Source organism: Achromobacter deleyi, from assembly GCF_902859705.1.
Lineage (GTDB): Bacteria > Pseudomonadota > Gammaproteobacteria > Burkholderiales > Burkholderiaceae_B > Achromobacter > Achromobacter deleyi.
Map to the genome: position 1 here is coordinate 14,031 of NZ_CADIJO010000041.1, position 26,121 is coordinate 40,151.

Consider the following 26,121-nt stretch of genomic DNA (forward strand, 5'->3'; position numbering starts at 1 on the left):
CCTAGCCCAGCGGCACCACGGCGCCGCCCTGCTGGGCCGCGCCGCGCACGCGCGCTTCGCACAAGGGGCTGGCTTCGTTGAAAGCCAGGTTTGCCTGCGAGGTCTGCGGCCCCACCCAGCTGTGCGCGCCCGCCTTCAGTTCGACCTTGCCGGGCGCATGCAGCTGGATGCCGCCACCTTCCAGCCGCACATAGGCGCCGCCGGCCGTGGCCAGCACGCGTTCCTTGGCCTGCACCATCACGGCCGCGCTGGCCGAGGCAAAGGTCACGGCCTTCTCGGCCGTCAAGGTCATCTTGGCGCCCTGGCTGTGCAGGCGCAGCTTGCCGCCTGCCGCATGCAGCCGCAGGCCGCGGTCCTGCACGGCGCGGCTGCCGCCCGCTTCCTGGCCCAGGGTGAACAGCACCACGCCGGCCGCCACCCCCACCGCCAGATGGGCGCTGCTGACCCAGTTCACGTCCGGCGCCACCTGCGCCAGCGTGCCGCCCGCCACCACGAATGCGTTGCCGGGCGTGTATTGCCCGATGCCGCTGGGCGCGCTGACCTGGATGTGCGGCTCGCTGTAGGCCGCCACCTTGATCGCGCCGCCCTGCGCGGCCGCATCATCCTGCGTGGCCTCGACCACGTCGCGCACGTGCGCCAGGCCTTCATGCACCGGCAACGCCTGCGGGTCGCCATCCAGAATGGCCTTCTGCTTGATGGCGATGTCGCCCAGTTCCTTGGCCGATTCCAGCGCGGCATCGATCTGCTTGGCGGCTTCGGCGCTGTCCAGCAGCGCGCCGTCGGCGTTCTCGCGCAGGTCGGCGCTGATGAGCAAGCCTTGCCCGCCGCGCAGCGCCACAGCTTCCTTGGTCGACAGCTCGGCGCCATGGCCCAGGTCTTCCAGGCGTTCGTTGTCGCGCTGCTGCTTGACGTGCCCCAGGTTCAGGCGGGAATCGGCCTGCGTGGTGGATGCCGTCAGGCGTGACTGGCCGGGCGTGTCGTCCTGCACCAGCTGGTTGTAGCCTCCCGTGCCGGCGCCGCTGGTCGACAGCGCCTGGGTCTTGAAGCCGGACATCACCGCATTGTGGGCATGGCCGTCGCTACCGCCCGCGAACCAGGCCGGCGCGTTGCCGGTGGCGTTGGCCCCGCCCGCCTGCACCTGGTTGTGCGAGGCGTCTTGGGCGCCCTCGCCGTTGTACAGCGCGCCCACCACCACCGGGCGGTCGATGTCGCCGTGCAGAAATTCCACCAGCACTTCCTGGCCGACGCGCGGCACGAAATGGCCGCCCCAATCGCCGCCGGCCACCGGTTCGGCCACGCGCACCCAGGCGCCCAGTTCGTCCTTGGCCGGCGCGTTCTCGTCACCCGACGGATGCGCCAGCCGGCTGCTGGAGGCCTTGCCGCGCTGCCAGTGAAACTGCACCTTGATGCGGTGATCGCGGTCGGTGTGCACGGGTTCTTCGGCCCCCACCACCAGCGCCGTCTGGGCGCCGAACACGGTGGGACGCGGATGCAGCCGCACGCCATGGCCGTCCTGCGTCGCCGGGCGAAACTCGGTATCGCTGCCGATGCAGGTAAAGGTGTTGCGGTAGAAATCGGCCTCTTCGTCGTCGCTGCCGCCCAAGGCCTCGCTCACCGCGCGGCCCAGATCCGCGTCGAAGTTGTTGCGCGCCTGGTGCGTCATCGCAATCACCACGAATGAGGACGCGCCGCCCTGCTGGTAGTGGCCGGTCAGCTCGAAGCGCTGCCCCGGCGCCAGCGTGCGCACGGTGCCGGCGCCTTCCACGCTTTGCTGGCGCACGCGCAGCGCGGCCAGCGCGTTGTGCGCCAGGCGTTCGCCCTGCGCGCTGTCTTCGTAGGCATATTGGCCCGGATAATCATCGCTGATCAGGTCCACGGCGTTGGCCAGCTTGCCGGCGTCGGCCTGTGCCGACACAGGCCGCGACTGGGCGCTGCGGTAGTCCCAGCTGGCCATGCGTACGGCATTGGTCTGCCAGCGCTGGCGTGGGCTCCAGCGCTGGATGCTGTCTTCGGTTTCGGTCACGTCGGCGCGGGCAAAGCGCACGCTGGCCTGCGGGCCGGGCTTGAAGGCGCCGTTGTGGTCGGCAATGACCAGGGTGTGGCCGTCGTCCGCATGCTCGACCCAATAGAACAGCCCTTCTTCGGCCAGCAGGCGTTCGACGAAGGCGTAGTCGGTCTCGCGGTACTGGATGGTCAGGCTGCGCTTGGCGTAGGTGGCGCGGTCCTCTACGTCCCAGCGCCACTGCGGCGCCAGCGTGCCCTGGCCCTTGTAGTCGCCGAAAATGCTTTCGACGATATCGATCACCGTCTTGTCCTGGTAGGCAAAGCTGTCGCGCCGAGCACGCAGAAACGCCAGCCACGGCTCGACGGTCAGGCCGTAACGCGCCAGGCCGCCATTGGCGCCCAGAAAACGCGCCCCCGTGGCATGGCCGTGCCACAGGCGCGGCTGCTCACGGTCCAGCGCCGTTTGCAAGCGCAGCGTGACCGGCTGGCCCAGCAAGGCCTTCAACGGAATATGTGCGTCGTCCGACAGCGCGGTGATTTCCAGCCGGCAGGCGCCGCCGCTCAGCTGTTCGGTAGCCGACAAGGTCTCGGCCACCAGGCGGTTCTCGCCCAGCGGCGTGCGCAGGTCCAGCAGGCGGTTGGCCTGCGCGATACCGGCGGTCGACAGGCGGGAAAGTCCGGAAGCATCCTGGGGCATGATCGGCTCCGGCTCAGGTCAGGCGGTAACGGAAGTCGCCGTTCTTGCCGGCAGTCACCCGGATGCGCGCAATCGCTTCGCCCTGCGCCATGCGGCCCAGCACCTGTTCGGCGATCTGCGGCAACAGCGTGCCGTTCAAGATGTGGTCGACGTTGCGCGCACCGGTGTCCACTTCGGTGCAGCGCGCCAGCACGGCCTCGACCAGCGCCTCGTCCCAATCGAACACCGCGCGGTGGTTGGCCTGCACGCGTTCGGCAATGCGGCCCAGCTTCAAGCCGATGATGCGCGCCAGCGCGTCGTCATCCACCGGGTAGTAGGCAATGGTCTTCATACGGCCCAGGAAAGCGGGCTTGAAGGCCTTGTACAGCTGCGGGGCCAGCAGTTCCTGCAAGGCCTCGGGGTCCGGGCGTTCGTCCGCGGCCTTGTTCAGGCAGGCCTGCATGATGGCCGACGACCCGACGTTGGACGTCAGGATGATGAGCGTATTGCGAAAGTCGATCTCGCGCCCTTCGGCATCGTCCATCACGCCTTTGTCGAAGACCTGGAAGAAAAGCTCCAGCACGTCGGGATGCGCCTTTTCGATTTCGTCCAGCAGCACCACGCTGTACGGCTGGCGCCGCACGGCCTCGGTCAGCACGCCGCCTTCGCCGTAACCCACATAGCCGGGCGGCGACCCTTTCAGGCCCGACACGCTGTGGGCCTCCTGGTATTCGCTCATGTTGATGGTGACCAGCTTGCGCTCGCCGCCATACAGAATGTCGGCCACGGCCAGCGCGGTCTCGGTCTTGCCCACGCCGGACGGGCCGACGAACAGGAACACGCCCTTGGGCTTGTTCGGATCTTCCAGGCCGGCGCGCGCGGTGCGCACGCGTTGGGCAATGGCATGCAGCGCATGGTCCTGGCCGATCACGCGTTCAGCCAGCAGCGGCTGCAATTCCAGCACCGTACGGATTTCGTCATTGACCATGCGGCCCAGCGGAATGCCCGTCCAGGCCGAGACGATCTCGGCAATCACCTGCGCATCCACATAGGCCGGCACCAGCGGCGCTTCGCCCTGCAAGGCGCGCAACTGCTGCTGCAACTCGGCCAGTTGCGCCTGGGCGGGCGTGGGCTCCGCGGCCTTGCTGCCGCGGCGCTTGCCGGCGGTCTCGGACTCGGGTTCCTGGCCGGCGGCTTCCAGTTCTTCGCGCAGCGCGTGAATCTGGCGCACCAGCTCGCTTTCCTGGGCCAGGCGCGCCTCGGCGGCTGTCAGTTCCTGGCGCGTGGCGTCCATTTCCTCGTCCAGCTCGCGCAGGCGGGCCGATTGCGCGGCACCGGCGGCGGCCTCGCGGCGCAGCGCGGCGAGCTCGGTCTCCTGGCGGGCCAGGCGATGTCGCGCGTCGTCGATCAGGGCAGGCGTGGCGCTGCGGCCCAGCGCCACCCGGGCGCACGCCGTATCCAGCACGCCCACCGCCTTGTCGGGCAACTGCCGCCCGCTGATGTAGCGGTGCGACAGCCGGGCCGCGGCCACGATGGCCTCGTCCAGGATGCGCACGCCGAAATGCTGTTCCATCAGCGGCGCCATGCCGCGCAGCATGCTGGCGGCCAGGCCTTCGCTGGGTTCTTCCACTTTCACGACCTGAAAGCGCCGCGCCAGGGCCGCGTCTTTCTCGAAGTACTTCTTGTATTCGCTCCAGGTGGTCGCCGCGATGGTGCGCAGTTCGCCGCGCGCCAGCGCCGGCTTGAGCAGGTTGGCCGCATCGTTCTGCCCCGCCTGCCCACCCGCACCGATCATGGTGTGGGCTTCGTCGATGAACAGGATGATGGGCGTGGGGCTTTGCTTGACCTCGTCGATCACGCTTTTCAACCGGTTCTCGAACTCGCCCTTGACGCTGGCGCCGGCCTGCAGCAAGCCCATGTCCAGCGTGCGCAACGCCACGCCCGCCAGGGCCGGCGGCACGTCGCCGGCCACGATGCGCAGCGCCAGGCCTTCGACCACCGCGGTCTTGCCCACGCCGGCCTCGCCGGTCAGGATGGGGTTGTTCTGGCGCCGCCGCGTCAGGATGTCGATCATCTGGCGAATTTCGGCATCGCGGCCGATCACCGGATCGATCTTGCCTTCGCGGGCGCGCTCGGTCAGGTTGGTGGTGTACTGGTCCAGCGCGGGCGTCTTGGACAATCCCGCGGCGGACGCGGCGGCGTCACCCTGCGCGGCGCCGTCGCCCAGCGCCACCGACTGGCCGGCCTCTTCCGATCCTTCGGTCAATGCCGCGAAGTCATGTTTCAGCTCTTGCAGCCGGAACGATTCGAACAAGCGCGAACCGCGCCGCGCCAACGCAGCCAGGTCGGGTTCGGTCAGCAGCGCCAGCAGCAGATGGCCCGAGCGAATGCGGGTCGTCTGCGTATCCAGCGACGCGATCAGCCAGGCGTGTTCGAACAGCCGCGGCAAGTGCGGCGAAAACACCGGCGTACGGGTGTTGCCGTTCTTGAAGCCGCGTATCTCGGCGTTCAGATCGGCTTCCAGCACGGCCGCCTCGATGCCGCTGCGGCGCGCCACCAGACTGAAGTCGCTGGCCGGCTTTTCCAAGAGCGCCAGGAACAGGTGTTCCAGGTCTACCTCGTAGTGGCCTTGCGCCATGCACAGGCTGGCGGCGCGCTCGGCGGCCTGGCGGCAGGTCTGGTTCAGTTTCCCGATCAGGGTTTTCAGGGGAGTGGCCATGTTCTGGGTTGTCTTGTTCTTAGTGGATGGTGTGCAGTTCGTAGCTGGCGTCGTCGCGGTCCGACGCCGACGGTTCGGTGCAAAGAAAGGAATTCCAGCCCAGGCGCGCGCCGCCGCTGTCGGCATCGCCGCCCAGCGCGCTGCCGGCGACGTCCTCTTTGGCCATCACCAGGCGCACCTCGTATTCGAAGCTCAGGCCGCCGAACATCGTCAGCAGCTTTTCCAGCGCCTGCGCGCGGGCGCCGCCGGGCAGGAAATCGGCGAACGCCGACTTGGACAGCGGGCCGATCCACAGCCGGATGCGCAGGTCGCGCTGCCAGATGCGATCGCCCGCCATGGCCGACACGCCCAGCACGGCGCCGGGCCGGCCCAGTTGGGTACGGTTTTCGGGCGGCACGTGATACCAGCGGCCCACGAACTGCTCGACCCGCAGGGCCACCTGGAAGTAATCGGCCAGCACCCGTTGCAGATAGGCGGCCGACACCGGCCGCTGCCGCGCCGCCGCCGCATAGTGCGCCAACGACTCGTCGAACACACGGCCTTCGCCCGCGTGCAGGCGGTCGCGCAGCGCCGGATGGCCCACGCCGCCCAGCGCCAGCAGCAGCGGCAGGTAGTGGTGGTCCTGTTCGGTCTCGTGCCGCAGCGGCATGCGGTACTTCTTCCAGGCGGCGTAGAACAGCGCCGCCGCCCGGTTCGAGAAAATGTCGAAGAACGCGCGCGCGCCGCGGTCGCGGGTGGCGCTTTCGCGGTGGCTCAGAATCTCGGAATAATGCAGCGGCAAGGCGCCCTGCCCGCCCAGCAAACCGAAGAATGCCGGCTCGATCTCGACCCGGCCCAACGTGCCCGCGGCCAGCGCCGCCAGGCGCGCGTCGGCGTCGTGCAAAGCCTGGCCGTTCTTGTCAAAGGCGGTCAGCCCCGCGATCTCGCTGGCGGGAAAGCCCAGCGACGACGAATTGACGAAGCGCAGGTGCGTCGGCACCGCATTCTTGGCGCGCGTGCCTTCCTGGCGCGCGAACCAAAGCTCCAGCACCCGCACGGCCTGGAAGAACTTGAAGCGCTGCGGCTCGGCCAGCAGCGATTCGATTACGCTAGGATCGCGTCGCCGTTGCATGGAGGACACCGTAGGATTTCTTCCGCGCCGCGGCGCGACAGCACCACCAACTGCACGAAGCTGTTGGCGTGCACATAAAGGCCAAAGAAGCGGTTGATCACTGCCACGAAGGCATGCAGGCTGGTGCCCACGAAATTGTCTTCGTTGATCGTCAGCCGGATCTCGATGCCGCGCACAAACGTCGCGAACGGCTCGCCCGGCATCCAGTGGGTGGCGGGCTTGTAGTCCAGCCCCACCAGCCCTTCGATCTGGCGCGCCGCCACCGCCGCGTGCGACAGGTCATACAGGCGCAGCGTTTCCTTCAGCGCCGGCAAGCCGCTGTGCACCAGCGACAGATGATTCAACGCCAGGTGCGAGATCAACCGCCAGTGCGCCGCGCGACCCTGCTGGAAGCGGTGCGTGTGGGTCGGGCGGCGCAGCATGCGGATCTCGCGCGCCACCGAGCCGCCTTCCAGGAACAGGTCACCGCCCGGCTGGCCCACCGCCAGGTGCGACGGCAGGTCGCGGTTGGTGCAGGTCAGTTCCAGGCTCAGCGTCTCGGTCTGCGGCAGCGCCGGATTGAAGTCGATGTCCACGATGGACATCTCCATCTCGTAGCCCGGGCTGCGCTCGGCCACCATCGGGTCGCGCCGGGCCGTCCAGTAATGGCTGGCGCCTTCGGGCGTTTCGCCGTGGTGCAGCGAATAGAACGGCCGGAATTCCACCACCGAATCGCCCTGCGCGTTCTGCCGCACCAGGCGCACGCGGTCGATGGAATAGACCTCGTAGCCGTAGGCCCGGCGGGCATCGGCCACCACCGGGTACGACGCGGCGGCATGCGTCACGCGGATCGGGTCGGCGCGCTGGTCGAACAGATTGATCACCGGCGTGCAGCCCAGCCGGAAGTTGTCGGCCGACGCCGACTCCAGCAGGCGCGCGGTATTCGAATCGGCGCGCAGCCCCTTGACCGGCAGGTGCAGCGTGAATTCGCGCACCGGCCCCACCGCGCGCCGCAGCGCCGCCAGGTCGATGTCGACGAAATTGAATTTCTCGGAAAACACGAAATACTCGGCCAGCAACCGGTAGGCCGGATGCGAGCTGGCCGGAAAATCGATCAGCGCGTCTTCCTCGGCCAGGCCCACCTGTGCCAGCGGCACCTCGGGCAGGCGGTTCCAGCGGCCGGGCTGCGTCTCGATGTAGGCCGCCGCGGTGCGCAGGAACAGGCAATCGCGCAGCGCCGCCACGAACGACGGCTCGCCATGCAGATACACACGCAGCCGGTCGGTGGCCAGCGTGGCAAAGCTTTGCGTCTCGGCCAGGCAGGCCAGCGTCAGCGACAGGCGGCCGGTCACGCCCGGCGGCAGCTGCGTGGACGACGGCGCGTTGGCCGTTGACGCGAACGCGGCGCGGCGTATCGCCACGGGCGCCAGCGTCACGTCATAGGCCGTGCGGAAACGGCAAGCCACGCCGCGCACGGCGTGGGATTTCAATTCGGTGCCGCGTGCCAGGCGCACTGGCGCGGTCAGTTGGGCCGCCACCCCGCCCATATCGAACTGGGCGATCGAACACGACGGAAACGGCCGCAGGTAGTGCGGGTACATCACCTCGAACAACGCTTCCGTGAATTCCGGATAGTCGTCGTCCAGCTTCTTGTTGATGCGCGCCCCCAGCAGCGCGAAGGACTCGATCATCCGTTCGACGTGCGGATCCTCGCAGGTTTCCCCCGACAGCCCCAGGCGCGCCGCGATCTTCGGATAGCGCTGGGCGAAATCGCGCGACGAGCCGCGCAGGAACCCCAGCTCGCGTTCGTAATACGGCAGCAGTTCTTCCATCTTTCCCTTCCTCGCCGACGGTTGGCCACCGGCGCCCGCGTGCGTTTATGTTGTCAGGCGGCCGCCGCGGCCTTGGCCCAGCCCTTGCTGACCGAATACTGCAGCGTCGATGGCTGCAAGGTCGCGTCGAACGTCACCGGCTCGTGGGCCGGGCCCACGTCCAGCATCGCGGTAATCGCGAAATACAGCACCGATGTCGCGCGGCTGTCGACCTGCAGCACCACCCGCACGTGCGTCAACCGAGGCTCATGCCGGGCAATCGCCTGCTCCAGCGACCGGCAGATGAATTCCCGGTCGTAGTGGCTGGCCAGGCTCAGCCCCGAAAAGTCCGACAGCCCATAGGTCAGGATGGACCGCTGGCAATTCGGATAGCGCTTGAGCGACGCCTCGGTAAAGACCATGCGGGTATTGAGCAGGGCCTCGATGTCGCGCGCGACGGTTTCCTTGATTTCCTCGACGGACAGGCGCCGCAGCGCATGCGGCGCCGGACCATCCCCGTCGAACAACTTGTCGAACAGACTGGGTTCGAATCCCTTCATCACGGACCTCTTTTACGGAAAACCGCGGCCCGGGGACGAGCCGCGGCCTTCGCCATGCCGCGCGGTCGGGTTCAGACCGAGTAGGTCTTGTCGTTCTTGGTCAGGCTCCACGCGCCCTGGGCGTTGCCGCCCTGGTTGCCGCCAACCTTCTGCTGCGTGTACTTCCACTGCACGGCGGCGTACTTCAGCGAGAACGATTCGTGCGGCAGGCCTTCGCTGACCACTTCCGGCGCCACGCGCGAGATGATCACGTACTTGAGCTTGATTTCCAGGTACTTGACGCGGTTGCCCTCGCCGTCGGCCCGCAGGAAATCGATGGTCACTTCGTCAAAAGTGGTGCCGCCCGAGGCGTGCTGATACAGCAGCGGGCTGACCACGTCCAGGTCTTTGGTGAAGACCATTTCACCGTGCTCGGTGCGCTCGGCGGTATGGCCGCCCGAGGTCGAAGCGGTGGCCGAGCGCGGCTGAATGATCTCGTGGCGCCAGGAACCGACTTCGATCCAGTCCGGGTGGTCCTTGTCCTGGGACTCGCCCTTGAGCGCAGGATTGCCGAATTTGACGTAGATGTCCTTCATTAAAGTTCTCTCCAGTTAAAAACCGCGTAGCAGACGAGCATCAGGATTTCTGGGCTTGGGCGGGCAATTCCGCCACCAGACGCAGGGAAATCGACAGTTCGTCGAGTTGGAAATGAGGCCGCAAGAACGCTACGGCCCGGAACACGCCAGGACGGCCCGGCACTTCGGCCACTTGCACCGAGGCTTCACGCAAGGGGAACTGCGCTTTCTGCTCCTGGCTCGCGTTGTCGTCCAGCAGCACGTACTGCGAGACCCAGCGATTCAGGAAGCTCTCGACCGATTGCGCGGACGCAAAACTGCCGATCTTGTCCCGCATCATGGCCTTCAGGTAATGGGCCACCCGCGACACGGAGAAGATGTATTGCAACTGCGCCGACAGCACCGCGTTGGCGTTGGCGCTGTCGGTGTTGTATTTCTTGGCCTTCTGCACCGACTGCGCGCCGAAGAACGCGGCGTAGTCGGAATTCTTGCAGTGCACCAGCGGGATCAGGCCCAGGTCGCTCAGTTCCTTTTCGCGCCGGTCGGTGATGGCGATCTCGGTCGGGCACTTCAGCGCGATCTCGCCGTCGTCCGTCTTGAAGGTGTGGGTCGGCAGGTTCTCGACCAGGCCGCCGCCTTCCACGCCGCGGATCGCCGCGCACCAGCCGAAGTCGGCAAATGCCGCGGTCAGGCGCGCGCCGAAGGCCCAGGCGGCGTTGCACCACAGGTACTTGGAATGGTCGGTGCCATCCACGTCTTCGACGAAGTTGAAGCCTTCGACCGAGGTGCCCTCTTTCGGGTCGTACGGCAGGCGGCCCAGAAAGCGCGGCATGGTCAGGCCGACATAGCGCGAGTCTTCCGAATCGCGGAAGCTGCGCCACTTGGTGTATTCCACCGTGTCGAACACCTTGGCCAGGTCGCGCGGGCGGCCCAGGTCGGCAAACGTGTCCAGCCCCAGCAACTCGGGCGAGGCCGACGCGATGAACGGCGCGTGCGAGGCCGCGGCCACGTGCGACATCTGCTCGATGAAGTACATGTCCTCGGGCTGGCGGGTGATCTCGAAGTTGCCCAGCAACGCGCCGAAAGGCGAACCGCCGAACGTGCCGAATTCTTCTTCGTAGACCTTCTTGAACATCAGGCTCTGGTCGAAGTCGATGGCGGTCTGGAAGTCGCGCACCAGGTCGCGCTTGGTGACGTTGAGCACCTTGATCTTGAGCATCGGCCCGGTGTTGCTTTCCTGGCACAGGTAATGCAGGCCGCGCCAGGTGCTTTCGAGCTTCTGGAATTCGGCGCCGTGCATCACTTCGCTGAGCTGGGCCGAGATCAGGCGGTCCAGTTCGGCGACGCGCGCATCGAGCATGGCGGACAGGTTGTCGGACACCACCACGGTGCCCTTCATGACTTCGCGGGCCAGTTCGCCGATCAGGTCCTTGGCGCGGTCATGTTCGGCGGTGGACTTGGCGACGCGGCTCTGCTCGACGATCTGGTCGAGCAGGCCCGAGTCGGCGGCGGCCGGTGCGGACGCGCTGTGCGCGGCGGCGGAATTACTCATTGCTGCCTCCCTTGCCGTCCTTGCCGGCTTCGCTGGTCAATTGCTGCAGTTTTTCCGTGCTGCTGAGCACTTCGCCCAGCAGGTCTTCCAGCCGGTCGTTGCCGGCCAGCTTGTTGCGCAGGTCGGCCAGCTTGGTGCGGATGTCCAGCAGCTCCTTCAGGGGCTCGATCTGCTGCACCACCGCTTCGGGGCGGAAGTCCTCGACCGAGCGGAATTTCAGGTCCACGCCGAAGGTGCCGCCCTCGTCGGTCAGGCGGTTCTTCACGCGGTAGGCGGCGCGCGGTTCCAGCCCGCGCATCACGTCGTCGAAGTTGTCGACGTCGATGTTGACGAACTTGCGGTCTTTCAGGCGCGGCAGTTCGGCTTCCGACTGCGCGCTGAAGTCGCCCACCACGCCCACGACGAAGGGCAGTTCTTTCTGCTCGATCGCGTCGCCCTTCTCGACGTCATAGGTCAGTTGGACACGCGGCGGGCGTACTTTCTGGAGTCTTTTCTGAACGCTTTCTTTCTTAGCCATGGGGGCTCCAAGCGGGATGCGAAGTGACGAAGGCGAGCGGACCCGGCCTGCCGGGGCCGGCGGGCCGATCAGGGTTTGAGAAGATTGCCGAACGGGTCGGGTGCACGTCCCCCGGCGGGTTGGGCCGGGGCGCCGGACGAACCGGCGGGTTGGGCTGCGGATTGACCGCCGGGTTGACTGCCGGATTGCGCGGCCGGCCGGCTGGCGCCCGCGGGTTGTGCCGGCGTCGCGCCCTGGCCCGGCTGGGTGGCAGGGGTGGTGTTAGCCGGCGCAGTCGCCGAGTTTGCGGTCGGGGTCGTGGCGGACGCGCCGGCAGCCGGGGCGCCATCCGTACGCTTGGGCGGCGGCCGCGTGCCGGTGCGCGGCGGCTTGCGGCCTTCGGGGAACAACACGTCCTGCCCCAGCGTTTCGCGCATGGCGGCGGCCAGGGCCACCGCATCGGTGCGAGCATTGCCGGCCAGGAGCGCGTCGGCGCGCAAGTCGGCCAGCGACTGCATGGCCACGCGCAGGCCACCGACGGCGCGCACCGTCTTGGCGGTGAAGTCTTCCGAATCCCGGTTCAGGGCCTCGTCAGCAGCGACGATCGCTTCCCCGTACTTCTGTTCATCAAAGCGGATCTTGGCGATATACGACCAGGGCTCGCCGCGCGATGGATTGCGCTGCGCGATTTCCTGGAATTGGACGACCGCCTGGTCGCTGCCTTTCGAGGCGAGCGTTTCGGTGGCCTGGGTAATCGACTGCTTATATTCGGCGTCCGTCTGGGGCTTGTTGGTAGCCGCACAACCCGCCATCAATGCCGCCATACCGCCAATGAGGAAATACCGGGAAAGTTGCATTTTTTGGGCACGTGTCTGATGTAACCAAGGGCCGCGTATTTCAACAACTTTTTGTTAGTACACCACTACAGGGCATTACGTCATGTAACTTGCCACGAAATGTAGTTCAACGTGCCGTCATCTGTAGTTTGTCTCCATGATCCGGTATAAAGAGCCATGTCAAAACATCTCAATTTATCGCGATGCTTGGCGGCCACGATCGCCATCGCGGCAGTCCCCGTCATTACTGGTTGCGCAGCGGTTTCGGCGCTTGGCGCCGTGGCCGGAATAACCGGCACGGCCATGGATGCGGCAGGCCTGAAAAAGGACCCGAATGCGCCGACGGATGTGAAATTGGCGATACACGCCGGAGAAAATTTGAATGCCAGTAGTGGTCAACCTACGGCTGTCGTTACGAAAGCATACTATTTGAAGAATGCCGAGGCATTTCTGCGCGCACCGCTCACGCAATTGGTTGATACTGAGCAGGAAAAGGCGGCGTTGGGTGACAGTCTCATTGCTTCGCGCGAGATTACCTTGACGCCCGGCCAGCGCTTCGAAAACGTCGAAAAAGTGCCCAAGGGCGCCAGTTATATCGCCGTCGCCGCCTTGTTTTACGCGCCAGCGCCGCAACGCTGGAAATACGTATTTGAAGTCAAAGCGGCCGCGGACAGCGGCATTGTCCTGGGCGCGCATGCGTGCGCCCTGACGGTGGCCACGGGCAAGATCGTGCAACCACCGGGCATGGCGCCATTCGATCCGTCAAGGCTCGGATCGGTGCGCTGCCCTGACTGAATCCGGCCGCAACCCACGTCGTTAACAGACGCCCTCTGTATATAGAACATAGACAAGAGCCAGCCAACGTGAGTTATTCAGCAAAAGTATTGTGGGGTGAAGGGCTGTTCCTGCGGCCCCAGCATTTTCAGCGCCAGGACGCCTACCATGAGGCCCGCCTGGCGGAAATGAGCCGGGCCCTGCACCCGTATTCGTGGGGGCTGCGCACGGTGCGCTTCGATGCCGCGGCATTGGCCAACGGCATGCTGCGCGCCACCGAGCTGTCGGCCATCTTTCCCGACGGCGAAATCTACAACGCGCCCCACAACGACGACCTGCCGCCCGCCGTGGCGCTGGACGGCCTGGATGGCGCCAGCGAGGCGGTGTTCTACCTGGCGCTGCACCCCATGAAGGACATCGGCGGCAACTATCGCGATGCGCAGCAGGCGCAGGGCTTTGACGCCCGCTACGCGCACCACGACAGCCCCGCCCCCGACCTGTACACCAATGCCAGCACCGCCGAACTGGCGTTCCTGCGCAAGAACGTGCGGCTGCTGTCCGAACACGAGCCGCGCGACGCACTCTTGACCATCCCCGTGGCGCGCGTGCGCCGCAACGCCAGCGCGGGCTACGAGCTGGACACCAGCTTCATCGCCCCCAGCCTGACGGTGCAGGCCTGCGGCGCGCTGTTCGAACAACTGCGCCGTCTGCTCGATGCCCTGCAGGCCAAGGTCAACGCGCTGTACGGCTTTCACCGCGAACCCAACAAGAACATCATCGAGTTCCGCTCGGGCGACGTGGCCTCGTTCTGGCTGCTGCATACCGCCAACGAAGCCTATTCGGCGCTGTCGCACCTGTTCCACAACCCGCAGCTGCACCCCGAACGCCTGTTCCAGGAAATGCTGCGCCTGGCCGGCGCGCTGATGACGTTTTCCAAGGTGCACACGCTGGCCGACCTGCCCGCCTACCGCCACGACCAGCCGGGCGCGGCCTTCGCGCAGCTGGACGCCATCCTGCGCGACCTGCTGGACACCGTCATCTCGACCCGCTACTTCTCGATCGTGCTGGACGAAGTGCGGCCGTCGTTCCATGTGGGGCGGCTGGATTCCGACAAGCTGGACGAGACCACCGCGCTGTACCTGTCGGTGTCGGCCGCCACGCCCGCCAGCGAACTGGCCGAAACCGTGCCGCTGCGCTTCAAGGTCGGTGCGCCCGACGACGTCGAAAAGCTGGTGCTGTCGGCCATGCCGGGCGTACAGCTGGCCTACACGCCGCAGGTGCCGCCGGCGGTGCCGGTCAAGCCGGGCGCCTGCTATTTCACGTTGCAGACGCGCGGCTCGCTCTACGACCGCATGCTGCAGGCCCGCAGCATTGCCATCTACGCCCCGTCCGGCATTCCCGAACTGAAACTGGACCTGATCGCCGTCACTCGCTGACCGACGCCAACCCGACGCCAACCGAAAGAGCCCGCCATGACTGCCGACGCGCCCTCGTTGATGCCCGGAGCCACGCTCCCTCCCCGCGCCGCCGATTTCTACGGCACGCGTCCCGCCAAATCGCTGCTGGACCTGCTGTACGACGGCTTCCTGATGCTGTTCCTGCTCAAGAGCGGGCAGGAGCCCGCCAGCGCCGCGTCGTTCTCGGCGCGGGTGCAGCAGTTCCTGGCGGACTTCGAACGCAGCGCCAAGAAGCTGGATATCCCCGCCGAAGACGTCTACGCCACCAAGTACGCGTTCTGCGCGGCCGTGGATGAAACGGTGCTCAATTCCGGCTTCTCCATCCGCGACGCCTGGATGCTGCAGCCGTTGCAGCTGACCCTGTTCGGCGAGCAGCTGGCCGGCGAGAACTTCTTTTCCCGCCTGGAAGACCTGCGCGCCCAAGGCGCGCCGCGCCTGCAATCGCTGGAAGTGTTCTACATGTGCCTGCTGCTGGGTTTCCAGGGCAAGTACATGATCGAAGGCCAGGAAAAGCTGGGCTACCTGACCGCGCGCCTGGGCGACGAGATCGCGCTGCTGCGCGGCAAGCGGGCCGGCTTTGCGCCGCACTGGCCGCTGCCGGACAAGATCGCCCATACGCTCAAGCGCGACGTGCCGCTCTGGAGCATCGGCGCCCTGTTTGCCCTGCTGGGCCTGCTGGCCTTCCTGGGCATGGGCCACTTCCTGAATGGCGACATGCAGACCGCCATGGCCCCGTACCACGACATCGTCAAGCTGGGGCCGCGCGCCGCGCACCTGACCATCTCGCTGCCCTGAAGGTTCACGTTCCGCCACACGCCATGACCGACCGTTCTTCCACGCCTTCGGGCTACAGCAGCCTGGGCGTCGCCGCCCTGTCCCAGAACGCGCGCCTGCTGCAGGCGCAGACGCCGCTCGGCGACGCGCTCACCGTCGAACGCCTGCACCTGCGCGAAGGCGTCTCGGAACTGTTCGCCCTGACCCTCGATTGCCTGGCCTCGTCCGCCGAGCTGGATGTGGAACCCCTCCTGGGCAAGGAAATCAGCGTCAGCCTGTTGCTGGCCGACGGCACCTGGCGCCGCTGGCACGCCGTGGTGGAAGGCGTGGACGCGCTGGGCGCCGACGGCGGCCTGGCGCGCTACCGCCTGCACGCCGCGCCCTGGCTGGCCACGCTGCGGCTGCGGCGCGACAGCTTCGTGTTCCAGGACAAGTCGGTCACCGACATCCTGACCGAGGTCTTTGCCGACTACCCGCTGGCGTCGTTCGCCTTCGAGATCACCGAGCCGCCCGCGCCGCGCCCCGTGCGCACGCAATACCGCGAGACCGACCTGGATTTCGTGCTGCGGCTGATGGCCGAGGCCGGCCTGAGCTTCCGCTTTGACCACCAGCAGGGCGATCAGCAGGCCGGCGGCGGTGGCGCGCAGCACCGGCTGGTGGTGTTCGACACCCGCGCCGCGCGCCCCGACAACCCCGCCGCGACCCTGCGCTTTCACCGCAGCGACGCCACCGAATCCGAAGACAGCGTCACGCGCTTCGGCGCGGCCCGCCAGGTGCGCCCGAACGCGGTGACGCGCCTGGCCTGGAACGACCGCACGCTGCTGGCCCATGGCGCCCACGCGGCCTCCGACCTGGATGCCGGCGCCGTGCCCGCGCTGGAAGACTACGACTACGACGGCCATGGCCGCCACACGGGCGACGACTCGGCCGAACAACAGGCCGCCCGCAGCCTGCAGGCGTTCGAAGCGCGCATGCTGCGCTTTGACGGCGGCGGCACGGCGCGCCAGATGATGCCGGGCCATACCTTCGCGCTGACCCAGCACGACCGCTATGCCCAGGGTTCGGGCAGCGCCATGGACGAACTGGGCGGCAACCGCTACACGCTGCTGCACGTCGAACACGAAGCCGCCAACAACCTGGGCAGCCAGGCCGCCCAGGTGCTGGGCGTGGCCGATCTTGAGCGCGGCGCCTATCGCAACACCTTCAGCGCCCAGCCGGCGGCCGCCCCGCTGCTGCCCGCCTGGCGCGCCAAGCCCACCGCCCCCGAAGGCGCCACCGCCGTAGTCGTGACGGCCGAAGACGCGGCCATCACCACCGGCCGCGACCTGCGCGTGAAAGTGCAGTTTCCGTGGCAGCGCGGCGAACGCCCGCTGGCCGGCGGCCTGCGCCATCGCAGCCATGGCGACGACGCCGGCAACGCGCCGGGCGATGACAAGTCCGGCACCTGGTTGCGCGTGACCGGCGCGCAGGCCGGCCCCAACTGGGGCGCGCACCACTTGCCGCGCCAGGGCACCGAAGTGGTGGTGGAATTCCTGGATGGCGACATCGACCAGCCGGTCGTCGTGGCGCAGCTGTACAACGATGCCGACCTGCCGCCCTGGACGGCGGGGGTCGATGCCGACGCCAACCATCCGGGCACGCTCAGCGGCTGGCACAGCCAGGGCCTGGATGGCAGCGGCTACAGCCAGTGGCTGTTCGACGACACCGCCGGCCAGGTCCGCACGCGGTTGTCCAGCTCCATTGCCGCGTCGCAATTGGGCCTGGGCTACCTGGTGCAGCAAGGCGCCGACGACGCGTCGCGCGGGCAGTGGCGCGGCACGGGCTTCGAGTTGCGGTCCGACGCCTGGACCGTGGTGCGCTCGGGCCAGGGCATGCTGCTGTCGGCCAACGCCCGCGAAAGCGCCCGCTCGACCCAGGCCGATACGCAAGAGGCATTGCTGCTGCTGCGCGGCGCGCAGCACGCCGCGCAGCGCATCGACAACCTGGCCACCCAGAGCCAGGCGCGGCCGTTGGCGGCCAACGAACAATTCAACCCGCTGATCCAGGCGGTGGACCCCAAGGCCGACGGCCGGTACGCCAGCAGCGTCGGCGGCCAGCAGGCAGTGAAGGCCAGCGCCAATGAACGCAGCGGCAGCGACCCCGTCGAACGCATCGACGGCGCCCGCCTGCTGATCGACGCGCCGAATTCGCTGAACCTGTCCACCCCGGCCAGCGCCATCCTGCATGCCAGCGAAAACCTGCACGCCACGACCCAGGCCGACGGCCACGTCGCGGCGCGCCAGACCTTTGCCAGCGCGTCGGGCCGTTCGACCAGCCTGTTCGTGCAGGACGGTGGGCTGCGCGCCATCGCCGCCAACGCGCCGGTGTCGATCCATGCGCATACCGACATGCTGGAAATGCTGGCGGGCCAGGACATCACGGTCACGTCCACCACCGACAGCATCGAGATCCTGGCGAACACGCGCATCACCCTGCAAGCGGCGGGCGGCAGTATCGTCATGGACGGTGGCGACATTCTCTTCAAGGGCCCGGGCATGTTTTCCGTCAAGGGCGCCTCGCACAACCTGATCGGACCGGCCAGCGATGCCGCCGCCCTGCCCGCACTGCCGTCCAGCCAGGTCGGCGACCCGATGCTGGTGACGGCCGAACTGGTGCACCGGCCCGCGGCCATGAAGGCGGTGGCCACCGGGGCCGGGCAGGCCCTGAATGCGGCAGGCGCGTCCGACGCCGTCGCCGCCAGCGGCGGCGGCTCCAGCCTGGGCGGTATCGGCTCGGCCCTGGCCGGCGGCGCTGCCAGCCTGTCCAGCGGCCTGTCGGCCGCCAGCGAGACCGCGTCAAACATGATGGACAAGGCCAAGTCCATGGCCAACGCCGCGCTCAAGCCGGTGCAGGACCTGGGCGCCATGGCCAGCAAGGCCATGGGGTCGGTGACCGAGGCCGGCACCAGCCTGGCATCGGGCGCCGCCGCCAAGGTCGGCGGCCTGGCGCAATCGGCCATGGGGTCCACGCCTTCGCTGATGGGCGGCGCCACGCCGTCGCTGATGAGCGGCGCACAATCGATGGCCGGCAACGCGGCGCAATCCCTGATGGGTAGCGGCGCGGCCAGCTTGACGCAGGGCGCCACGGGGGCCCTGGCCGGCGCGATGCCGGCCGGCGTCGCCAATGCCGCCGGCGCGGCCACGCAAGCCACGCAGATGGCCTCGCAGGCAGCCGACATCAGCGCCAAGGCCTCGGGCTTGTTGTCCGGCGGTGCATCGGGCGGCGCGGGCGGTGCAACCTCGACCCTGACGGCCTCTGGCGACGGCGTGGGCTCGGCCATCGGCCCCGTGATGACCCAGGCGATGGGCGCCATGGGCGACCGCGGCGCCGCGCTGGGGTCGGCGGTGAACTCGCTGCTGTCCATGCCCGATGTCAACCAAAGCAATCTGCCCGCGGTGGCCGGCGCCATCCTCAGCACGCCCGGCCTGACCGATTCGGCCGTGCCGTCGGTGGTGGGCGCCATCCTGCAATCGCCCAACATTTCCAGCGTCACGCTGCCCAAGGTGGCCGAGACGATCATGAACATCCCGGCGGTGGCCAATTCGCCGTACCCCGGACTGGCCAAGCGCGTCATGGATGCCGCGGGCATCACGCTGCCTGGCGGCGCGGCCCGCCCCGCCGGCCAGGACGCCGGCCAGAACGCGGAAGGCTCGCCCAGCCCTGCGTCCACGCCGTCGCCCTACCAGGCCCGCAGCGGCGCCAAGCTGCAGTACGTCAACCTGACCGAGCCGGCCGAGCGCTGGAACGACGGCCAGGCGCTCAACAGCCTGGACCGCCAGACCAACAAGCCCAAGATCCGCGTGCGCTTCGACAAGGCCGGGCAGCACCGCTTCACCGTCAAGGTCAGCCCGCGCCCCGGCAACGCCGTGTATTCGGCGCGGGAACTGAGCCGCCAGCCGCTCTACCGCGAGCCCAACCAGCGCTCGTACAGCTACGTGACCGACCCGGACGGCACCAAGGTGGTCGACGACATCACCCTGCCCGCCGCGGGCCTGAACACCTATCTGTTCGAGGTCGTCAACGACAAGAACCAGATCATCTCGACGGAATTGGTCGAGACGGCGCGGCGCATCTACATCCAGGAAATCATGCTGCCTGGCCCGGAATCGCTGGCCCGTCCGCATGGCTTCCAGCCTACCGCCACCGAATACGCGCGCCATGGCGTGGACGTGGTGCAACTGCCGCCCGTGAGCGGGCGCGGCGACGCCAATTCCGATGTCTTCACCGACGACGGCGACCCACGGCTGCGCCAGCTGGCGCGCGCAGTCTATCCGCGCTCGCAAGGCCCGTCCCACGAGCCCTACACCATCGTGGTCTGCCACGTCGACCGGCTGGCGTCCATGCTGCCGGTGCAGCCGATCTACGTCCAGGCCGTGACCGGCCCAAGCGCCGCCGACAAACTGATCCAGTTCGTCAGCGCCGACGGCAACGTCAGCTTCCTCTGGCATCACATCGAGCCGAACACCGACTGGTTGGTCGAAGCCCTGTTCGAATACACCGACCCCGCGGCCGGGGTCAGGCAGATTCCGATTCCGCGTGACCGTCTGACGCCGGTGCCCTACGACGCCGCGGCGCCGAAGGAGTGCAGCGCCGTCAATATCCGCATGGCCGGCCTGCTGCCGACGCCGACCAACGGCAAGGTCATCCTGCGCGTGCGGCTGATGGAAAGCGCGGCGGCCGGCGTGGCCTTCTACAACAGCAACCTGCTGTGCGTGGCCGCCATGTCGCCGTGGGAGCCGGTCACGATGGACTACCAGCAGCAGACGCTGGTCCATGAAATCGGCCACCTGATCGGCATGGTGCCCAGCGGCCCGGAATGGGTGCAGGCGCATCCCGACGAGGCCGACATGGACGCCTCGAAGCTGGACAAGGGACCGTACTTCTATTCGCAGTTCGGCAACCATTGCCATTTCGGTTTGCCGGCCAGCCAGGCTACCCCGGCCTACACCGGCTCGTGCGTGATGTTCGGCGGCGACTGCCTGAGCATTCGCTATTGCGTGAACTGCGCCAAGGCCGTGCGCAAAGTGGACATGTCCCGTGGCTGGCCCTCGTTCTGAGCGCGGGCGCCGCACGGCGCCGGCCCTGGCCCGGCTGTGTGCCGCCACGCTGGCAGCAACCCTGGCCGCGACCCTGGCGGCCGCCACCCCCGCGGCGGCGCGCACCGTGGGTGGCCCCCCTTCTTCCTCATCCGCACCTTCGACCGCTTCCATGAACACCGACTGGACCGACCCGCCCGCCTTCGCCACCGCCCCCATCGGCACCGTGCGCGACCACGCCTGCATTCCGCCCAACCGCGGCAGCGACGATCAATTGAACATCGCCGCCCCTGCCCGCGTGCGGCCGCAGGCGTCCGGCGCGCTGGTGATTCCCGTCTGCGCCCAGGGCATCATCCCCGTCTCGCAAAACCAGAAGCTGCCGCGCTTTGTGGCCGTCGATACGCAGACCAAGGCGGTGTACGAAGGCGTGGCCTATGAATACAAGCGCCCCTCGCCCCCGCCCGGCGTCGAGGTCGACACCCTTCCGGGCTCGCGGCCGCCCAAGGGCATTCCGATCAGCCCGGGCATCAGCGTGGGCACGCAGTTCAGCACTGACCTGGCCGCCCAGGCCAAGCTGCCGACGACCCCCGCCACCTACGAGGTGTATATCGAGTCCAACGGCGTGCGGTCCAACACGGTGACGATCGAGGTGCAGGCGGCGAAATAAGCCGGCCACCCTGCTGAGCCAGCGAGCACACCCGCATGTTCCCGCCCGAAATAATCGCGCTGCTGATCGCCCAGGCACTGCTCGCGCTGATCGCCCTGATCGTGCTGGCGATCAAGCTGCTGCACCTGGTGTACTGGGCATGCTGGAACGAAGAGGTCATCCCGGCGGAACGCCCGCGTCTTACCGGCGCCATCCTGGCCGCGTTTTTCAGCACCCTGGCCATCGCGGATTTTCTGCCGGAAGAGATATCCAGCGTGATCTCGCGCTTCAATCCGATACCCCCCTACGACAGAGAGATCCCGTACGCGCTGACATTGGCCGCGCTGACGATCCTGTCCTGGATCTATGGCAGCAGAATCAAGCGTCATCTCTGGCGCAAGCGCTGCGCCAAGGCGGAGCCTTCGGCATGACCCGATAGACGAAGCCGCCTACGGCCGAGCCGGCGTCATGCCGTTCATGTTGGCCTGCATCCGGGCCTGCATCTGGTCCACCCGCGCGGCCGATTCGGTGTCGGATTTCAGCTTGGCCTCTTCGGCCTTGTAGTCCGTCTTGCCGAAGATGTCTTTGTCGCGCACCCGGAAGTACAGCGACGTGCTGGCCAGCAGGTGATCCGGCCAACTGCTCAGCATGGCATCGTGCACCAGGAAATCGAACAAGGCCATGACCTTCGGGGGCAGCGGATTGGTGCCCGCGCTGGCCTCCCGCCAGACATTCAGCAGGCGTTGCTGGGTGGCGCGCGTGGCCTTCATGTCGGCCAGGGGGTCCTTGGGCTGGTCGGCCTCGGTCAAGGTGCCGCCCTGGCGCGTAATGATGTCATTACGCATTTTTTGCATATCCAGGGGCACCTGGTTGACCTGCTCGATCCGACGGGCCAATTCCGGATTGTTGCGGCGGACATCTTCCTTGTGCTGCTCGTTCGCGGCATCCCTGCGTTCGGCATCTTCAAGCTCGCGGTATTCCTCTTCCAGCCTTTGCCATAGCGGTTTGAACCGCTTGGGCGGCAATTCGCCGCGGCTCTCGACTGCACGGTCCCAGCGTTCGTTCTTCAGCGCTTCCAGCTCTTTCAGGCGGGCCGTGTTTTCGGGTTTGTTGCGCTGGTCCGCCGGCAACGCCGACACCCGCCGGAATTCTTCGTTGTATTCCTGCTCGGGGGTGAAGAAATCACGGTCCTTGATCCACTTCTCAGCGGGGTCGGCCATTTCACTCTTGAAGACCGGGTCTTGATAGCGGACGGCCAACCAGCGCAGGAAGACTTCCATGTGGGGCATGAAATCGATACCTGGCTCGTACTTGACGACGCCGCGATAGGCTTCGACCAGATCGGTGATGGATTGGCTGGTCCCGCCGTCCTTGATCTGCGCAGCCAACGAGAACATGGTGAAAACGACGGGCCGTCTATCGAACAGCTGCTCCATGCTGTAGAGCGCGACGCCCTGAGCGAGCGCCAGATTGAGCATATCCCTCAATGGAACGCGAGAAAGCTCGGTCCGAGCACCCAGGGTACCCACCGGCCCCACCCCTGTGACATCCCCACTGGACCCAGGATAGAGATACTGATCGCCACGCGTCTTTTCCAGGCTGTCCAGACGTTGATTGGCGCGCAGCTCGTGCGCGGCAGCAAAATGGACGCATTTCTCGACGGCACCCGGCACCGTCAATGTCCGATCCTTGTGCGTCTGCTTGATGAAATCCGTGAATGGCAGGAACCCAAGAAAGGCATTCTCGGCCATGATCGAAGACACGGAATCGAACAAGCCCAGAAAGCGGATCTTGATTTCGGTATCGGGAGCGCCATTCTTGCCAAGGATAGCCAGATCCTTGTCATGGCGGCGGTGGAATTTCTTGACGACGTCGTTGATGAACTGACGGGCCATCACACCGCCCCGATCGCCGCCAAATACCGAGATCTCAATGCGCCGGACGTTATTCATCTCGGTACTGACCGACTCGTGCGCAGCAACAAGTTGGCGCAGGGCGGCATCCACGCGGACGTCGACCCCGGTTCCCATGATGTAGGCCACCGTTTCGTTGTCACGGATAACGGGAACCCCTTCCAGCGCCACGCTCTTGACAACCTCTTTACCCGTCGTCCAGGCCACCTTGAGCGGGTTTTTCTTGAAGCCTGCCCAGAAGCTACGCACGGTTCCTTTGGCCCGATTGACCAGGCGCTCAGGGTCCCAGGCGTTCCAGATGCGTACCATCTTGTCCGGCAGTTTTTGAACGTCTTTCACGACGTCCTTGTATGCCTTGACCACAGGAGAAAAAGACCCCTCCTTGATCATCTTCTGCGTCGCACTGCGCAGCCGCTTCAACGCGTCGTGCTCCGGAACTTCGTCCAGACGCGTTATGTTCTTGCCTGCGCTCGTGAGATTCTTTCCCCCTTCAGCAAGCAGCTTCTTGCCCGCCACCGTCGCGGCATAAATGAAATCATCGCTCTTGGCGTCCTCGTTCAGTTCGGTTCCCAATCCCGAGTAGTAGAAGCGAAACCAGAACTGGTTGACGGGACGGCCAGTATCCTTTTGCTCGTAGTGCGCATCCCAGAGACGGCAGATATTGGAGTAGAACGTGGGATTGGACAGATCGACATCCCGACTCCTGCCAAACCCATCGAAGAAGAAGCCGATCCTGATGACTGCCCCGCATTCCTGGCAGTCTTTGCTGGGATAAGCATTTTGACTCGTTGCCATGGCCTTCAGCACCGAGGCTGGCGTCCGATCTGCGGCAGCCAGATTCGTGTTCTTGTCAGCCATTCTTGTCTCCCGCGGGAGTACCCGTCGCCCGCAGTTGGTCTATTTTTTCTGGAGAGAAGCCTGCAATTGCCCGTGCGAAATCCCCGGGCTTTCTACCCGGCCTGGCAAGAATCTCGGCAACATCCGGGTTGGCATCGAAGTTCGACGCGACCGTGAAGTACAGGTACATGTACTGCTTCATGTCGCTTTCGTCTTCTATGCGGTATTTCATCCAGGCCTTTTTTGCGACCTTGCCCACAACACGCAACAGTTCCGAATCGCTCCGATAGTCCGACAGAGCGCTCCTGTACTTTTCATATAGCCAGTCCGTCGTATCGACGAGCGGCAGGCGCGTCTGCCCCAGCAGTTTTCGCCCGAGGGCCAACTCCATGTGCTCATCGGGATAGATATGCAACTGGAGATAGAGTGGACCCTTGCCCGACGGCACTTCAGTTGCAGGGAAGTGCAGCGCCGTCGTCTTATTGAAGAACACTTCGTCGAGCTTTCCATCGTAGACGTGCTTCCTGATCTCCTCGCCGTCGGCGCCTCGCCAGGCAACCGAAAAGTCCGTTCCCTTAAGGGTGTAGCAGCATGAGCCCGACCCTTCACCCCCACCGACGCCAATGGCGCCCATGCTGGCAGCTCGGCCATCGGCATCCGTGATTCGCACACTGGCAAGATCCCACGGGGTGTAGTTGAAAACCACGAAAGTGACGCCCTGGTAATTCGGTTCGCTATTGCAGCCGGTCAACAACCCCAACCACATCAACACGAGAATCAGGCCCTTACGCATCAAAGCCCCCTCGCAACGTCATGCCTGCAAATAGCGTCATACCGCACTCCCCTGTTCCTGTTCCTGCTCGGCCCGCAACAACCCATCCCACACGGCGTCCGGCACATGTGCCAGCGCCTGCGACAGCCCTTCACCGCGTGCCTTGAAGGCCCGCAAGGCCGGCGCAATCGCCTCGTGTTCATCAAAACGTGGGGAAATGGTGATGCCCCACGCCACGTAGTCCAGCATGTCGCGTTCGGTCTGGATGCCGTAGGCGCGGGCGCGCGCCATTTGCGCCAGCACCCGCGTGTACAGCTCGTCTTGCCGCAAGTCGCTGCCCAGCACGCCCAGGTAGATGCGGCGGATCTGCACCGCCAGCTTGTCGGGATAGTCCAGGTCCAGCAGGGCCTCGTGCTGCGCCAGCGAAAACGGCTGCTGCCTGGGCGCGTCCAGCCCGGTTTCCAGTTGATCGCCCAGGCCGGTCCATTGCGCCACCGAGCCGTCACGGCGGGCGTAGCGCAGCAGGTTCACCGGCGCCAGGAAACGCTCGCGCTCACGATCCGTCCACACCTGCATGGCGCGGTCCAGGATGCGGCTGTCGTAGAAATGCAGGTAATACTCGCGGCCGTCCGGCAGGCCGTAGTCGGTGTAATAGGCGTAGTGCGCCATCAGTTCGGCCAGCGGCAGCGGCGACACGATGTGCGTCAGCGCGTATTCGCCGCCTTCTGTCTGATGCAGCCGGTCGAGCAGGCGCAGCACCTGCGAGGCGCGCGGCTCGTCCTGGCCGCGCCAGAGTTCGAAACGGGTCAGGTCGTCGACTTCGATCAGCAGCGGGGCGATGTCCTGGTAGATGGCCAGATCCGTGCCGACCCAGACCGAACCATGGCTGAGATCGGGGCTGGCGCGCACCGGCTCGGCCAGTTCGGCGCGGCCCCGAAAATCCACCAGCAGGTAGGTGTTCAACGTGGCGCCGGTGCCGGCAGCCAGTTCGGCGGCTGCGGCCAGGGTGTCGTTCAGCCGGTTTTCCCAATCGATCATGCGGGTCATGCCTTGTCGGTGATGGACTGCACGCCATCGTGCGCGTCCAGCACGCATTGCTTGCACACGGTGAACTGCGGGAAGGCGTAGGGCAGCCGGTCCGGTCCGGCGAATTGCTTGTTGCCCGTCTTGACGTCGATCCGCCCCGGCGCGGTGACGGTGATGTTGCCGCCTTCGAGCACGATGCTGGCGCCCGCCGCCGTCGCAATGCGGATGCGCTTGGGCGCGGCGTATTCCACCGCGGTCTGTGCGCTGCCGATGGTGATGTCTTTCTGCGCCTGCACCCGCAGGATGTCGTGCTGTGCCTGCACGTCGACGTTGCCCTTGGCCGAGATCAGGTCCAGCCCCGAGTCCGCCCCGCCCTGCTGCAGGCCGGCGACGATGCCCAGGCCCTGGCCGGTGTGCAGGCGCAGCGCGCCCATCACCGCCAGGTTCTGGTCCTTGCCGGCCGACCAGTGCACGGCCTCGCCGGCCGTCACTTGCAGGTGCTTGGCGGCGACCTGCGCCAGCCCGGCGCGCGCGGCCATCAGCACGACG

General features: G+C 66.5%; 19 protein-coding genes. 6 read left to right on the forward strand and 13 right to left on the reverse strand.

From position 1 onward, the window contains the following. Window position 1: 1 nt before the first annotated feature. The 9 genes from HV798_RS30100 to HV798_RS30140 all read right to left on the reverse strand — a co-directional run bounded on the left by HV798_RS30100 (window position 2) and on the right by HV798_RS30140 (window position 12,319). The gene (locus tag HV798_RS30100) at window positions 2–2,701 is read right to left on the reverse strand and encodes a type VI secretion system Vgr family protein (protein WP_175196323.1); all 2,700 of its coding nucleotides are present in this window, start codon (window positions 2,699–2,701) and stop codon (window positions 2–4) included. Between the two features lie 13 nt (window positions 2,702–2,714). Beyond that, window positions 2,715–5,399, reverse strand: a complete 2,685-nt coding sequence (gene tssH, locus HV798_RS30105) for a type VI secretion system ATPase TssH (protein WP_175196321.1) — start codon at window positions 5,397–5,399, stop codon at window positions 2,715–2,717. 19 nt (window positions 5,400–5,418) lie between these two features. Continuing rightward, the gene (gene tssG / locus HV798_RS30110; RefSeq protein ID WP_175196318.1) at window positions 5,419–6,519 is read right to left on the reverse strand and encodes a type VI secretion system baseplate subunit TssG; all 1,101 of its coding nucleotides are present in this window, start codon (window positions 6,517–6,519) and stop codon (window positions 5,419–5,421) included. Beyond that, on the reverse strand, window positions 6,483–8,321 hold the full coding sequence (gene tssF / locus HV798_RS30115) for a type VI secretion system baseplate subunit TssF (protein ID WP_175196316.1): 1,839 nt from the start codon (window positions 8,319–8,321) through the stop codon (window positions 6,483–6,485). Before tssF ends, tssG begins: the two co-directional genes overlap by 37 nt. A gap of 53 nt (window positions 8,322–8,374) precedes the next feature. Beyond that, complete coding sequence (gene tssE / locus HV798_RS30120; protein ID WP_006395403.1) at window positions 8,375–8,860, reverse strand: type VI secretion system baseplate subunit TssE; 486 nt, start codon at window positions 8,858–8,860, stop codon at window positions 8,375–8,377. A gap of 71 nt (window positions 8,861–8,931) precedes the next feature. Then, on the reverse strand, window positions 8,932–9,435 hold the full coding sequence (locus HV798_RS30125) for an Hcp family type VI secretion system effector (RefSeq protein WP_006395404.1): 504 nt from the start codon (window positions 9,433–9,435) through the stop codon (window positions 8,932–8,934). Between the two features lie 40 nt (window positions 9,436–9,475). Next, complete coding sequence (tssC, locus tag HV798_RS30130) at window positions 9,476–10,966, reverse strand: type VI secretion system contractile sheath large subunit (RefSeq protein WP_175196307.1); 1,491 nt, start codon at window positions 10,964–10,966, stop codon at window positions 9,476–9,478. Next, window positions 10,959–11,483, reverse strand: a complete 525-nt coding sequence (gene tssB / locus HV798_RS30135; protein ID WP_025141190.1) for a type VI secretion system contractile sheath small subunit — start codon at window positions 11,481–11,483, stop codon at window positions 10,959–10,961. The genes tssC and tssB overlap by 8 nt, the downstream gene beginning before the upstream one ends. Before the next feature lie 68 nt (window positions 11,484–11,551). Then, the gene (locus HV798_RS30140) at window positions 11,552–12,319 is read right to left on the reverse strand and encodes an outer membrane protein assembly factor BamD (protein WP_246289310.1); all 768 of its coding nucleotides are present in this window, start codon (window positions 12,317–12,319) and stop codon (window positions 11,552–11,554) included. A gap of 156 nt (window positions 12,320–12,475) precedes the next feature. Here HV798_RS30140 and tssJ point away from each other — a divergent pair, with 156 nt between their 5' ends. The 6 genes from tssJ (at window position 12,476) to HV798_RS30170 (ending at window position 21,455) form a co-directional block, all read left to right on the forward strand. Then, window positions 12,476–13,093, forward strand: a complete 618-nt coding sequence (gene tssJ / locus HV798_RS30145; RefSeq protein ID WP_175196297.1) for a type VI secretion system lipoprotein TssJ — start codon at window positions 12,476–12,478, stop codon at window positions 13,091–13,093. Between the two features lie 68 nt (window positions 13,094–13,161). After that, window positions 13,162–14,508 (forward strand): type VI secretion system baseplate subunit TssK, encoded by a 1,347-nt coding sequence (gene tssK, locus HV798_RS30150; protein WP_025141187.1) that lies wholly within the window; start codon window positions 13,162–13,164, stop codon window positions 14,506–14,508. Between the two features lie 36 nt (window positions 14,509–14,544). Further along, window positions 14,545–15,324, forward strand: a complete 780-nt coding sequence (locus HV798_RS30155; protein WP_025141186.1) for a DotU family type IV/VI secretion system protein — start codon at window positions 14,545–14,547, stop codon at window positions 15,322–15,324. A gap of 23 nt (window positions 15,325–15,347) precedes the next feature. Further along, window positions 15,348–20,399 (forward strand): type VI secretion system Vgr family protein, encoded by a 5,052-nt coding sequence (gene tssI / locus HV798_RS30160; RefSeq protein ID WP_175196295.1) that lies wholly within the window; start codon window positions 15,348–15,350, stop codon window positions 20,397–20,399. Between the two features lie 151 nt (window positions 20,400–20,550). Beyond that, window positions 20,551–21,045, forward strand: a complete 495-nt coding sequence (locus HV798_RS30165) for a hypothetical protein (protein WP_246289312.1) — start codon at window positions 20,551–20,553, stop codon at window positions 21,043–21,045. A gap of 35 nt (window positions 21,046–21,080) precedes the next feature. Further along, window positions 21,081–21,455: a hypothetical protein gene (locus HV798_RS30170; protein WP_175196291.1), complete on the forward strand. Its 375-nt coding sequence runs from the start codon at window positions 21,081–21,083 to the stop codon at window positions 21,453–21,455. A gap of 18 nt (window positions 21,456–21,473) precedes the next feature. Here the strand turns inward: HV798_RS30170 and HV798_RS30175 are convergent, their stop codons facing one another. The 4 genes from HV798_RS30175 to HV798_RS30190 all read right to left on the reverse strand — a co-directional run. Next, window positions 21,474–23,795 carry a DUF2235 domain-containing protein gene (locus HV798_RS30175; RefSeq protein WP_175216623.1) on the reverse strand — a complete coding sequence of 774 codons (2,322 nt, stop codon included), beginning with the start codon at window positions 23,793–23,795 and terminating at the stop codon, window positions 21,474–21,476. Then, window positions 23,788–24,567 carry a hypothetical protein gene (locus HV798_RS30180; protein WP_175196287.1) on the reverse strand — a complete coding sequence of 260 codons (780 nt, stop codon included), beginning with the start codon at window positions 24,565–24,567 and terminating at the stop codon, window positions 23,788–23,790. Before HV798_RS30180 ends, HV798_RS30175 begins: the two co-directional genes overlap by 8 nt. A 36-nt stretch (window positions 24,568–24,603) precedes the next feature. Next, window positions 24,604–25,593 carry a DUF4123 domain-containing protein gene (locus HV798_RS30185; RefSeq protein WP_246289315.1) on the reverse strand — a complete coding sequence of 330 codons (990 nt, stop codon included), beginning with the start codon at window positions 25,591–25,593 and terminating at the stop codon, window positions 24,604–24,606. Beyond that, window positions 25,590–26,121: DUF2345 domain-containing protein (locus HV798_RS30190; RefSeq protein WP_175196285.1), on the reverse strand; the 532-nt coding region annotated here is incomplete at its 5' end. The genes HV798_RS30190 and HV798_RS30185, both read right to left, overlap by 4 nt.

Excerpts from the sequence above, each read along its gene's own strand:
- HV798_RS30100 (WP_175196323.1), bottom strand. The coding sequence starts at position 2,701 with ATGCCCCAGGATGCTTCCGGACTTTCCCGCCTGTCGACCGCCGGTATC.
- tssH (WP_175196321.1), bottom strand. The coding sequence starts at position 5,399 with ATGGCCACTCCCCTGAAAACCCTGATCGGGAAACTGAACCAGACCTGC.
- tssF (WP_175196316.1), bottom strand. The coding sequence starts at position 8,321 with ATGGAAGAACTGCTGCCGTATTACGAACGCGAGCTGGGGTTCCTGCGC.
- tssE (WP_006395403.1), bottom strand. The coding sequence starts at position 8,860 with ATGAAGGGATTCGAACCCAGTCTGTTCGACAAGTTGTTCGACGGGGAT.
- HV798_RS30125 (WP_006395404.1), bottom strand. The coding sequence starts at position 9,435 with ATGAAGGACATCTACGTCAAATTCGGCAATCCTGCGCTCAAGGGCGAG.
- tssC (WP_175196307.1), bottom strand. The coding sequence starts at position 10,966 with ATGAGTAATTCCGCCGCCGCGCACAGCGCGTCCGCACCGGCCGCCGCC.
- tssB (WP_025141190.1), bottom strand. The coding sequence starts at position 11,483 with ATGGCTAAGAAAGAAAGCGTTCAGAAAAGACTCCAGAAAGTACGCCCG.
- HV798_RS30140 (WP_246289310.1), bottom strand. The coding sequence starts at position 12,319 with ATGCAACTTTCCCGGTATTTCCTCATTGGCGGTATGGCGGCATTGATG.
- tssJ (WP_175196297.1), top strand. The coding sequence starts at position 12,476 with ATGTCAAAACATCTCAATTTATCGCGATGCTTGGCGGCCACGATCGCC.
- HV798_RS30155 (WP_025141186.1), top strand. The coding sequence starts at position 14,545 with ATGACTGCCGACGCGCCCTCGTTGATGCCCGGAGCCACGCTCCCTCCC.
- tssI (WP_175196295.1), top strand. The coding sequence starts at position 15,348 with ATGACCGACCGTTCTTCCACGCCTTCGGGCTACAGCAGCCTGGGCGTC.
- HV798_RS30165 (WP_246289312.1), top strand. The coding sequence starts at position 20,551 with ATGAACACCGACTGGACCGACCCGCCCGCCTTCGCCACCGCCCCCATC.
- HV798_RS30170 (WP_175196291.1), top strand. The coding sequence starts at position 21,081 with ATGTTCCCGCCCGAAATAATCGCGCTGCTGATCGCCCAGGCACTGCTC.
- HV798_RS30175 (WP_175216623.1), bottom strand. The coding sequence starts at position 23,795 with ATGGCTGACAAGAACACGAATCTGGCTGCCGCAGATCGGACGCCAGCC.
- HV798_RS30180 (WP_175196287.1), bottom strand. The coding sequence starts at position 24,567 with ATGCGTAAGGGCCTGATTCTCGTGTTGATGTGGTTGGGGTTGTTGACC.
- HV798_RS30185 (WP_246289315.1), bottom strand. The coding sequence starts at position 25,593 with ATGACCCGCATGATCGATTGGGAAAACCGGCTGAACGACACCCTGGCC.